This window comes from Mesorhizobium maamorense (assembly GCF_044998965.1).
In the GTDB taxonomy this organism is placed as follows: Bacteria; Pseudomonadota; Alphaproteobacteria; order Rhizobiales; family Rhizobiaceae; genus Mesorhizobium.
Genome location: NZ_CP173356.1, coordinates 522,567 through 535,104, shown reverse-complemented (window position 1 = coordinate 535,104; position 12,538 = coordinate 522,567). Strand labels below are relative to the sequence as shown.

Genomic DNA, 12,538 nt, shown 5'->3' with positions numbered 1-12,538 from the left:
CCAACCCTCGTCAAGGGGGGGTGAAGGCCCACAGCATCGGCAATGCCGCCGCTTCGCCGGTCGTTTGAATGGGCCGAGGCAACCCCATGGCCTGACGTAGACCATCGGCAGTCTCGATCATCGGTACGGTGAGGTCGACATGACCAAGCAGCTTGCCCTTGTCGTCCAGCGTATCGACCGAGATCGTTTCGGTTTGCGGCTTGTCGCCGACCGGCTCCGCATAGGCATAAGACGCGACCAGCACGCTCTTGCCGGCAGGAAGCTTGCGCTCGGTCTCGATCGTGAAGCTCTTACCGCCGGCGCCTTTGGTGACGACGAATGCCTCGGGCTCAATCGTCAGCGTGGACAGCGGTGCGTCGGCAAGCGGGCGGTCTGCCAGGCGGACGAGAAGGCCGGCGCCGTCGATGATGACAACATCCCGCTTTGGTCTGTGCAGCAGGATAGACGGCTCTTCCTTCTTCCCGTCGTATTCGAGCGGCCAGAAGAAGTCTCCCGCTGACAGCCGTGCGTTCGGCCGGATGTCGAGCCAACGCGGGGCCGCATCGTGCTGGCCGGCACTTCGCATCAGCAACTCCAGCCGGGCGATGACGTCGCTCCATGCCCGACGGCCGCCGGCATTGTCGTCCTCGGCATCGAACCAGGGCCGAAGCACCGGCGCCGGGGCGATATCCACCGCCTTGCCGTCGACGATCGTGCGATCCTTCTCCGGATCGAGCCACCGGAAGGTGACCTTGAACCAACCCGAGATGGAGTCCGCACCCATCCACGGCACATCGATCGCACCGGCGAGCGCGAAGCCGTCGGGAAGGAGAACAATCGTGTCCCCTGGAGCGATTTCGCCGGACGGAGCGGAAAGTCCTAACGCCTTGCGTGCTTTCTCCAAATATGCGCTGCCGGGCTTGAAACGCACCTGACCATGGATGAGCTGCATCGCAGGCAGGTGCTGGTCGGTGACGGCATCGACCTCTTTGGTCTTGCCGCTATTGTCCTCCTTGAACGTCTTTTCGGGCCTAGGTTGAGGATCTCCAAACGGTGCGACAAGCAGCGTTGCCGGGCCTTCCACCACCGTTCCGTTCACAACGGGAAAATCGTTCGGATCGAACTTGATGAGCTGGCCACTCTCGTTGATGCGAGCCGGGTCGATCGACCGGATCGCCAACAGGCTCATCCGCGATTCCCAGAACTCGAACTTGCCGGCATCACCCTTTGGCTCCGGGCTGACCTGCAGGAACGACTTCAAATGAACTGCGAGCAGCGTGGGATAATGCGGTTTCGCGAGTTGCGGGTTCGCTTTCCCGCCGTCGCCGATTTCGGCAAGAGCCCGAACGCTGCGCAGCGCCGGTACCTTGTCCGGCCAGACCGCTGCCTTTGGGCTCTCATGGACCTGGAAGCCGAACGACCAGAATGGGCCATAGACCCGAATGGCCGGCAAGCGTGTCGCCACCCATTTGCGCGAACCGTCCTGATCGGTTTGCGGTCCACCCTTCGTCGTGCGGCGCGGCGTGAAATGCGCCGGCATGAGGGCGCGATAGGCGAGAATCTTGCTCATGAATTTGCCTCCCCGCGCCAGGGCACTCGCGCCTCGTTGCCACGTTCGGCAAAGACCTGCGGCTCGCGCATGGCTGTCGGCCGATAGGCCTGGCCGACGAGCCTGCCGATCGCCTCGCCCAGCGTTTGCTTGCTCAGCGCATGTGCGGGACGGTCGTAAAGCCTGGTCAATTCCGCATCGACGATTTCGACCGTGAGCTCGGACGAATATTGCCTGACCAGCGCGACCTTCCAGCTCGTCTCAGACACGATGTCGCCTACTACCTTCTGCCAACTGCTGACGCCGTCCTTGACCACACGTTCGAATATCTCGAAGCCAAGCTTGAGCAACTGTTTGACAATGTCGCTCTCATTCGCAACGCCGCGGAAGAGCACGGTTGCAAAGGCAGCCTGCTCGATGAGCTCGAGCAGTCCGTTGTCCGCCCCGGGGCTCGCCAGTGCATCCCATGACGCAAGCGCGGCCGCGTGGCGTCGGTCGGTGTCTAACAACAGCCGCAGCCCGATCGCCAGATCGATCTCGCTGGCCGGTGCCTGTGCCGAAAGGGAAGCCGGATCGAGCGCCGGGCGGAACGCCCAGCGCGGCGCCGCCAGTGGGCTCGCGAGCCCAAGCGTAAGCGCGCCGGAGACCTCGTCGCGCTTGGGAATGATCAGCCGGATCGCAAGCGGCGTCAGCCTGGCAAGTGCGCCCGACTTCGGCAACTCGTTCACCGCGATCACCTTGTCGAACTCGGGCCCGACGAGCTTTTCGATTTCCGTCAGCGGCGGCAACGAGTCGAAATCCTCACTGACCGCGGCGGCGAAAGCCGGACGGATATCGATCTTCGCAAACAGGCCGCGGCTCCAATTCGACCCCTGCACCCGGGTGATATCGGCCCCGGCAGTCTCAAAGTCCGAACTCAGCGCAGTGATCTTGAAGGCCTTTGCCCACGGCGGAACTATACCTTCTTCTCCGGCGGGCGGCCGCGTGACCGGCAGCACCTGGGCGATCGGCGCGAAGGTTTGTCCGGGAGCCACGTCGGCGATGGTCAGTCGGGCGCCGGCATCAGGCAGCAGTCCGGCGGGTGCGCCCTGCGCGCGAACGACGAGCTCATGGGCGAAGGAGCCGGCGCGCAATTCTGTAGACAGGCTCTCGGCATAGCGCGGCAGCCGCGCCCTCACCCTGTATCCCGATGGCCGCATCAAACCGATGACGGCTTGCTTCAATTGCTCGGGCAAGGCGATCTGCGCCGACCAGTCGACGAAACGTTCGGCGCGAGCCTTCCGCATGTCGTCGGTCCACACAGCCTCCCATCCGCCCGGCGTCCAGAACAGGTTCCAATCGAGCGTGCTGTTTGCGGCCGGCAGGTCGTCGCTGTGCTCGGGTCCCAGCGGCGTCAGCGTGTCGGGATCGCCGAACGGCACGACGACGGAATGGCCTTGCGTCATCAGGCGGCGCGCCGCTGTCGCCTCTACGGTCACGGTCTGGCGGTAGTAGAATGGCTCAGCGGCATCCTGGTAGCGCGTCGCGCCCCAACGCGCTGTCGGCGCCACAAAAAGCAACGTCTCGTCGTGTTCACTCAGATCCGGCGGTTGCGGCCAAGCGTCCCAGTCACCCTCCACGGTCGCCGCCCGCGAAACGGCTACGCCATCGAGCAGAGAGTCGCCGTTGGCGAAACTGGTATCCTTCAGCAGCCTTATGTAGTCGGGCTCCGCGAATTCCCTCTGGTAGCGCCGGCGCAGATCGCCAAACTCCAGCTTGGCTGCAACCTCGGTGTTGCTCTCCGCAAGTCGAAGCTCCGAATGCGCGACGACGATCTCATTGAAGGGGCGTCCATCGGCTGCCCGCAACGAACGCGCCGAAAGGACTGCGGGTGGCTCCAACGCGCGCACGCGGGGAAGGAACACATCCCTGCGGGCCGCTGCCGCGGGAAGCGGCGGCTCCAAATCAAGTGCCTCTTCCTTGGCCTTGTCTTTGTCTTCCCAGGCCGCCTTACGCTCGATCGCTTTCACCAGGCGATCGTAGCGACCTTCCCATGTGACGGAGTAGCTTCGCGCGGTGGCCCATTCTTCCTTGACGAAGCGTGTGAGGCGCAGCCTGCCCTGACCATCCGCCGAGATTTGCACGGGCTCGACCGATTTTGGCTGCGTCGCCGCAATCGCCAGCGCCAGCCCGTCGCCTGCGGTCGCCTCGGCACCGCGCCGGTCGATTAGGCTCTGTATCGGCGCGGTGGCAAACAATCGCGCACCCCAAATCCGGTAGGAATCGAAAAGTCCGTTGCTTGCCAACAACTCGCCTGTGAGTCGCTCGATCGCCTTGTCGCGTGCGTCGGGGGCATCGTCGCCGGGAGCCGGCCGCGCAAAGGCTTCGACCAGATAGGCGATCCAGACCTTGTAGCGGTCCAGGGAATAGCCGGGCGGGACGATCGCAGGGTTATCCGCCTCCCGCTGTTCCTGCTTGCCAGGCAGCGGTTCGAAGCGGCCGAACGGCGTCAGGTCGAGGCGGTTCGGAAGCTTGCCGAACACAAACCGGGCTGCCGGGACCTTGGCGAGCAGGCTGGTCTCGCGTGGTCCGGAGCTGATCTTGAAGAACTCACGCAACAGCTGCCGGAAGCCCTTGCCCTTGCCCATGAACTCGCGGACGAGCAGCGTCTCGTCCGGCTTGAACAGCGTCGCGTCAAGCTCCTGGTCAGGGTCGCCGCTGATTGGCGGGCGGTCCACGCCAGCAAAGACAATGTTGACCTGGCCCTTGAGCGTCAACTTGCCTTCGGCCTTGGCCTCCCCGACGCGGATGATGTCGTAGTGTGCGATCTGCCACGGCACCGGACGCAAAGAGACCTGCACGATGGCAAGACCGATATCGGCGGCTCGGGCCGAATCCGTCCCAGCGCGATAGGCCTGCGGGTGCTGGATAGGCAATTCAGTCATAACATGCCTACCCGCGACCTTCCTGAGCCGATCCAGCGCCCCGAGGAGTTCGGCGGGCGCGTCGGAAGCCGCCTCGTCGAAGAGGGCTAGCAGGCGCTTGCGAGCGTCGCCTAGCCGGTGGAGCAGTTCGCCCTGGTCGACGAGTATTCCGGTGACCGGTTCGCGCAGCGCGAACGCCGCAGCTAGGCCCAGCGCCGTCAGGCCCGCCCAGCCATAGGGGTCGATCAGGTCACTGTTGGCATCGAGCCACTTGACCGGATCAGCGATGGCCGTCGGCGGGCCGAGCGCCACTTCCACCTGGAGTGCAGCGGTTAAGCCGTCTCCGAGATCGTGCAGGCGTGCGAACAGCAGCGCAAGGAATGGGTGGACCGGTGCGCGTGCGAAGGCCTCGCCAAGGTCGAGCAGTTTGCCGAGCTTTGGATGCTTCACTAATTCTGCGCGCTGCGCAGGGGTCAGTTTGTCGGGCCAGTCGAGCTCGCTATCCGCCCAGGAATAAGTGCCCGGCCAGCGGTCGAGCATGTCTTCGGCAGCGACGCCCTCCGTCTGGAGATGAGCGCACGTGCGTGCGAAAACCGGGTATTGCGCTTCCCAGTTCTGCGTATCCGCCATCGTCGTGGGGTGCAGCCGCGCCCGCGCGGCGTCGGTCGGCACGATGCGACGCAACGGCTTCGCCCGCCGGCTCAGCGCGGTAAGATCGAAATTGATGAGACCATCGAGGACGGTTTCGTACACGGAATAGGCTGCGATCGCGGCCAGCGGCGTCGCGACATCACCCGTCTCCCCGGCCGGCATAGCATTCCAGGTCACCGTGACGGCGCGCTCGCGTCCAGGCTTCGGAACGAACCTGATTCCCCCGCCGTCGCCGACCACCGGCACATGCAGAAGGTCAGCGTCCGCCCCCAGATCGCGCTGGGCGACAACGGCGACCTTCGGATCGCTCGCAACGACAGCCGGCCATTCGAAATAGGGCAGCGGCCGCGGGTTCGTTTCTGCGCGAATGGACATGGCAAGCCGCACGGGCGAAAGCCCCGAGACGGGCACCTCCCGCAATGACTTGGCATCTTGTTTCATGGCGTCCTGATGCGTGACGGCACGCAGGAACAGGCGCCATGATCGGCCGCCATTCTTGTCCGCCGAAAGACGCCGGAAGAAACCATCCGCCGCCTGATAGAGCACAGAACCCGGCAGTAGACGCCGGCCCTTCTGATCGAAATAGGGGGCATCCGTTGCGCCACTCTTGGGCGGAACGAAGTTGAAAGCGAGGACCTTCTCGGCCGGCGGCAGGTCATCTACCCCCTCGACAGGCTTGTCATCGGGGTCGGTTGGCTCCGTCTCGACCGGCGCTTCGACGCAGGTGAACGGGGCGTCCTTCTCGCCCAGGACCAGTGGAACGATGATGTCGCCTTCGATCAGCGCCTGGCCGGTCGTGCTCATCAGGCCGCGTTCGGTGACGTCGATCGCTTCCTCCGGATACGCGCCGAGCGGCACGTCGGCGAGCGATCTGAGGATCAATTGCCAGCCCACGGTGCGGGCGATGCCCGTCGCCTGCGGCAGCATCGGCTGCCGCCAGCGCATCGAGGCCGCCCACGCCGCTTCGGCGTAGCGCAGGTCCAGATGCGCGTCGTCGGCCGGCAGCGGCGTCATGACCGGCGTAAGCTCGAGCGTGAAGGAGAACGGTGCGCCGCGCGTGCCTGCCTGGCTGATGGGCGTGACCGTCGCGATGAGAGTCCGGCCGGCGGCCGCCGTCTCGACCGGCAGAATTTCCTCGCGAGCGACGCTGTAGCCGTAGCGGACCAACCGAACGTCCTCGGCGTTCGTTTCCGACAGGACATCGCACGGCTTCGACGTTACCGAATGGATACATCGCTGCGTGTTGAAGTCGAGGATTTGAATCTCGTATGTGCGCAGGAAGTCCTCGATTTCCCCACTCGATCCGTCTGCAAGCTGCTTGCCCACCACGGGTGGAGTGCCGCCCCAGTCGAGTCTCCAGGCGAGTGCGACGATCTCCTCGTCGAAATAGCCGGCCGCCTCGTGCACGACAGGCGGGTTAAGTGCAAAATCGATGCAGGCAGCTTCGGCGGCGGGCTTGAGCGCGTGCGTTTCCATATCGGATACATGAGAGGCGATCTCGAGGCTGGGATGGGCCCGATCGCGCCTGGCGAGCCAGTCCGGCATTTGCTTCGCCTTGACGCAGATCAAAACGCCGAGGTCGAAGAGGGTAGGCCTGCCCTCTCCAAGCGATGGGGTCTCCGGCAAGCTGTCTAGCCCGGTCTCGTTGAAGCTGGTCGTGCGAGCGATGCGCGTGAGGTCATCGTAGAAGCCCTGCAGCAACAGGCTCTGATTGGCCAGCGCCTGTTCATTGAGGTACTTCTGATCCTTCCGGCCATTCGCCGGCCCCTCGTCATCTCCTTCCGCACTGGCGAACAAGCTGCGACTGGCGACATCGCGCATCTCGATCGAGGCTAGGACCGCGCGGTCGAACGCGTTCCCCTTGTCGAGCACGCGGCGAGGGCCACGAGCCGCATTGTTGGGGTCGAAGACACGCGCATCGTGCAGGCGTGTGCCAGCGGCGATCTTTCCGGGGGTAGTAAGCCGCGGCCGGACTGTCGGCCAGTTAAGCGGAAAGTCCTCCGCTTCTTGCTCAGAGAGGTCGGAAAGGTCAGGCACATAGCAACCGGCAATCAGTTGCTCAAGCGTGAGATCACGCCCTTCACCTTCCGCCTCGAGACGAATCGAAGCTGAGGGTCTTATCTCCAGTTTGGTGCGCTTCGAGGCCTTGGCCCAACTCCCCCTCTTGGCCACGAACACCTGCTCGATGTTGACGTCGGGCATCACCAGCGTTGCATATCCGTGCCAGCCCTCGTCAGAGTCCTCTTCGAATTTCGTCGGATAGAACCGCTCCCCGTTAGGGCCGGGCATAATCCAGGCAAAGAACAACTTGTCGCCGTCGCTCGCCCGGTTCTCACCGGCGATTGGGGCGGTCACGAAGCAATCCGGCGGCAGCTCAGGGTCCACGGCCTCCGGCGACACGGCTGCAACGCCAAGCATCGGACCACCCGCCTTGGCGAAGGCCGCATCAAAACGGCCTCCGCCAAGCCCGTCGTCGATGCCAGGCATCGCCGGCGGCGCCTTGCCCGGCTCGAGGAAGGAACCGGCATATTCGGAGAGCACCCTCTTCGCCTGCTCGACCGCGCCTTTGTTGACGCCGACGTCGATCTTGATGGCGAGCGAACGGCCGAACACGCCGATGATGAACTGGGCGCGACCGCGGAAGCCGAGCTCTCCATTTCCGGCCCATCCGATTTCGCCAAGCACCGACAGCTGCAGGCTGAAGGAGAACGAGATGTCGATGCTGATCTTGAAAAACCTAAAATTGAGTCGCAGCCAGGCGCGCACCAGGAAACGCACCGCAATGTCCAGCCCGATCGCGCCGTAGATGTTGGACTCGAGAGGTTTGCGCAGATTGGCGCCGATCAGGAGGCGGGTCGCATATTGGACGCGCACTTGCGCCTCGACGCGCACGCCGACGAAGCCGAAGTCCACGCCGCCGCCCAGGTTCAGTTCGCCATACGCGCTGAAATAGTAGCCATAGATCAGCAGGTCACGCTCGATGCGCATCAGGATGCCGGCGCGGCAGCCGACGCGCATCGGGCCAACGGTCAGGTCGAAGCAGAGCCGGTCGGGCCAGCCGAGTTCGGCATGCACCAGCCCCGGCTCGATCAGCAGCGTCGATTCGAAATAGGATTTTTCGAGCGCGAGCTTGAGGGGATACGGGATCGGCTGGTTCGGATCCTCACCGAGATAAGGATCCTGGTTCTTGCGCACATGCGCGAGCAGGCGATTCTGCGGTGCCGAAAAGGCGAAGAAGCCTGACGCCAGAGGGCGCTCCCGCATGTTCTCGGCATTTCGGAAGAAATCGTCGACGCTAACGGGGAACCAGAGCTTGGCCGCCGCCACCAAGGTGAAGTCGGAGCGATAGGCTGCGAAGATCTGGGTAAAGATCGTACGGATCTTGCGCTCGGCCTTTTCATTGTATTCGAAAGGCGAAGAGTTGGCGGAGCCGAGCGACAGCACGGCCTCGAGAGCGATCGTCCAGCGGCGACCTCTCGTCTCCGGCTTCCAGGAATCGATGCGCGCCAGGGTCTTGTGCTTGCCGACCTCGCGCAGCATCGCATTGATGAGCGCCGACAGCTCTTTGTGCTTCTCCAGTTCGAGGATGAGGGGCAAGGTGTAGCGGTAGCCGAAGCCGAGACCGACCTGGCGCAGATAGATCGGCAGTGCACCACCCACAAGATAGCCGATCTTCGTCGCCTCGATGGCGATGAACCATGCCCGCAGCCAAGGCTGATCCGGCGTTTCGCGCACGCGCACGAAGGCAAAGGCGGCGGAAAGTTCCGGAAAGCCGGGGATCTGCACAGTGCCCTCGCCGGCGAAGCCGTCGAGCACGTCGCTCTTATAGGTGTCGACGCGTCCTCCGATACGGAAGCCCTCGGAGGTTGAAATATCGACCCGCAGCCCGTCAAAGTAGACCTGCGGCACCGAGGAATCGGGCTTGGGCAGCCCAATATACATCGCGTGGAAGTCGATCTCGGCGCGGATCACGTCGCCCGTATCGGCGAACTCGACCTGGCCGCCGATGATGATGGCGGCGGTCGGCGCACTGAACTTCGGAAATTTCGGATGGAAGCCGATCGAGCGGATCTCCATGCGAAAGACCCCGAAGACCTTGAATACGATCGGGCGTTTGAGCTCGATCGACAGGCTGATGTGCTCGGCAAACTCGTCCGTCAGCGGCACGCGAACGAAATCCAGACGCGCCGATTTCAGGTTCTCAAGAAGTCCGCTGGTGAACTCATTCGACTGCGGCGTGAATTGCGCCGATCCGGTCAGCTCGAAGAAGAAGTGACGCTCACCGCCGTCAGGCGCGCGCCGGTAGGCAAGGCCGAGTTGCTGAATCTCGAACTTGAAGCGAGTGCCGCGCGAGAATATCGGCTTGTCCTTGTCGCCGAGTTGCGCGTCGAGACTGTCGATATCGATGCGTCCGTCATTGCCCTGCTTGAAGGCGATCGCAATCTTGACCGGCGCCTCGTCCAGCAGCTCGGGCAGTACGCCCGAGCCCGACACCGAGAGATAGTCGAGCCGGCTCGAGCGGATGCGAAGCGTCGCCTGCTCGAGGATAAACGGGTTCTTCAGGCCCTTCACCCGCAACGCGTTCGAGATCAGATTGCCGGTCGCGTCGAGCCCGCCCGGTCCGAGCACGAACTCGGTTATCCAGAAGTTCAAGCTCCCCCGGCCGAGACCGGTGTAGCGCAACACGATCCAGCGATCCGCGGGCAGCGCAAGGACGAAGCGGCCGCCCTTGATTGACAGGGTCAGCACGTCGATGGTTTCGAGGTCGTCTCCCTCCTCCTTCCGGGCAAGCGCGGTCATCCGCAAGCCAAGAAGCGGGCGTTCCTCGCTAAAGTCGTAGGCGGTTGCCTTTTCCGGCAGCGGCGCTTCGGCCGTCCATGCGGGCGGGTTGCCCCCCTGCTTCGGCAGGCGGAACTTGAGCGAGGCGCCGTCGGCCATGCTCAGCGAAAGGTCCCGCAGGTCGAAACGGAACGTGACGGCGCCCGACGCGCTGAAGGCATCGAGCGCGAAAGTCACGCTCGTCTTCAAAAGGACCACCCGGTCGTCCTGCTTGTCTATGCAGATCTCATCGATAGCGAATGAGACCTTCTGCCCGGCGTCTCCGGCATCGCCGAACATCTTGAACAGCGCATTGGTCGCCGCGATCCTGGCGGACAATCGCCAACTTTGGTTGCCAAAGCGCGGGGTCTCGAACGCGTCGAAATCGAGCGCGGCGGGCGGCAGCGGCGCCGCCTTCGTGCCGGGGCAGCCGGGGTCTTCGCCCGGCACATTCGGGAGGTCGACCGGGATCAGCGAGCGGATCGGTGACGCCTCCGCGGGTAGCACTTCGAGGAAGCGGGGGCGCGGCCGCGACGCCAGCCGACCGTGCGGAGCGCGAGGTCACCTGCCTGGGCGCGTCCAAGACTGATCGCCAGAAACGGCTCGGCTGACTCGCCGGGCTGCGTTTCCACGACATCACGTTCATCCCCCGCGTCGCCCGATTGCTTGAGAGAGAAACCGATGCGCGCGCGCGCCAAAGGCGGGACCGGCTGGCCCATCGGGGCTTCCGGCGTTCCATCGAAGAGCAGCAGGTGGCTCGCCGAATGGCTACCGTCCGGCTCGGCGCGCAGCACGATCGACTGGGTGCGCGGACGCGCCATTTCGAGTGAGACCGCGGGCAGATCAAGAGTGAGCGGATCTGCGAAGCTACCCTCGAGATATGTCCCGGGGGAAGCGAACGGTACGTTGAAGGCGATATCCTTCGCGCCCTTGATTTTCAGGCACTCGTCCTCCGACGCGGCCGGAGCGCCCTGGTCAGGCGCACCCGGCGCGCCGCCCGCAGCCGCCCGCCAGTCGAGCCTGATCTGCTGCGCGCCACTGCCTTGCGTGGCGATCTCCAACCCGAAATCCGTCATCTCCTCATGAGCGGCGACGGCGCCAGCCGCCTCGCGCTCGAGAAGGTCGTGGGCGAGCGCTTTGAGCAAGCGACGGCCATTCATGCGCCAGAGCAGGAAGGCGCGCTCGCCGCTGCGGAATTCACCATCGTGGAACGTAAGGCCGTATTCGTTGACGCCCGAGGCGGGTGGCGGGGCGACCAGGTCGTCGGCAAAGCTCAAGGCCGGGACCAGCTTGTCCTGCCAACGGTCGAAAGGGTTGGCACCGGCCGGGCGCTTCGCATCGACGAGAAACACGGGTGCGTCTGCCGGCGCTAGGGCTGCGCTGACGAGCGTTGTATCGCGAAGGAGCAGCCGCACGTCAGTGTGATAGAGACCTTCGCTCTCGTCTCCGGTGAAGCGGCTGGTCACTTTCAGCCCACCGATCTCAAGAAGAGCCTCGAAACAGGCTCGCCGTTCGCCGCCATCGACATTGCTGAGGAAGAGTCCCAGACGAAGATACCAGCATTCAGCCTCGAGCCCGAGCAGGTCGAATGGCAGCGAAAAGCCGTAGGGCTGCCAGGGCGGAATCGCGTCTGCTTCCGGATACTGGGCTTCGAAGAAACGCACCTCGATCGTGTAGATCCCGGTGGCTTCCACATAGCGCAGGACCACCTGTCCACGCGGCGCGGTGACCGCCTCCCCCTGCCAGGTGAGGTAGAAACCTTCCGCAGAAGCGTCGACCACCAGTCCCTGGCCTGACGCCTTGCGCAGATGCAAATGTGTGGACACGACACCGACGCCGAGTGGCAGGTCGATCGACAATGGGAGGTCGACATCCCATTGCGGCAGGCGCGGCAGTGGGATGTCCGGGAGTTGCGCCCAGTCGAAGTCGAGTAGCCCGGAGAACCAGGCAAGGAGGCCCTCCATTTTCAGTGGCATCAGATCCGGCCACTCGAACCAGGACAACGGCACCCATTTGGTGGCGAGGCCAATCGATGGGAGGTCGAGCCGGACCTGAAAATTTGGCAGACCGAGGTCGAGATCGTTGGGCACGACGACCGAAAGACCAACGCACACCTCGATCGCGGCCTCTACATTCACTTCTACCGGACGGTCAGGATCCTCCCAACTCTGGGTCGCACGCCCGTCGATCTCCCAGCAAGCCATCAAGGCGAAGCTCGGATGGTCGGACGTCCAGTCTCCACCCGGTGGTCGCGGCCGCAACACCACTTTCAGCGAACTCAGGCTAGCATTCGCGTTGAAGCTGGCGCCGGCAACGCCGTTCAGGTCGATGCGTTCGCCGAATTTCTTGCCATCGACAGTATCGCTCAGGTCGACAGTCAGCGTATAGGTGCGATCGAGCCCGTCGTAGCTAAAAGAGGCAGCGGTCAATCCATCCGCGTCGCTCAGGGAAACCGCCAGTTCCCTGACAACCGGCGCGCCGCCGGTCGTGGCCGTCATGGCGAAAATCAGGCGCGAGTCTCCGGTCGAATCGTCGAGCCCGATCGACAGTTTCGACGCCACGGCATCGAACTCGACATTCGTCTGGAAAAGCTCGACGCCCACCTACGCCCCCTTCCCGTCTTCCTCGAAAAGCCGTG

Annotated in this window: 3 protein-coding genes; all 3 read right to left on the bottom strand. The window is 63.9% G+C overall.

Annotated elements, in window-relative coordinates; all coding sequences use genetic code 11:
• Nucleotides 1–10: 10 nt before the first annotated feature.
• Genes ACIU1A_RS03130 through ACIU1A_RS03120 form a run of 3 tightly spaced genes read right to left on the bottom strand, consistent with a single transcriptional unit; the run spans nucleotide 11 to nucleotide 12,503 of the window.
• Nucleotides 11–1,549 carry a hypothetical protein gene (locus tag ACIU1A_RS03130; RefSeq protein ID WP_404926578.1) on the bottom strand — a complete coding sequence of 513 codons (1,539 nt, stop codon included), beginning with the start codon at nucleotides 1,547–1,549 and terminating at the stop codon, nucleotides 11–13.
• The gene (locus ACIU1A_RS03125) at nucleotides 1,546–10,407 is read right to left on the bottom strand and encodes a hypothetical protein (protein ID WP_404926577.1); all 8,862 of its coding nucleotides are present in this window, start codon (nucleotides 10,405–10,407) and stop codon (nucleotides 1,546–1,548) included. Before ACIU1A_RS03125 ends, ACIU1A_RS03130 begins: the two co-directional genes overlap by 4 nt.
• Nucleotides 10,371–12,503 (bottom strand): hypothetical protein, encoded by a 2,133-nt coding sequence (locus ACIU1A_RS03120; RefSeq protein WP_404926576.1) that lies wholly within the window; start codon nucleotides 12,501–12,503, stop codon nucleotides 10,371–10,373. Before ACIU1A_RS03120 ends, ACIU1A_RS03125 begins: the two co-directional genes overlap by 37 nt.
• Nucleotides 12,504–12,538 lie beyond the last annotated feature (35 nt).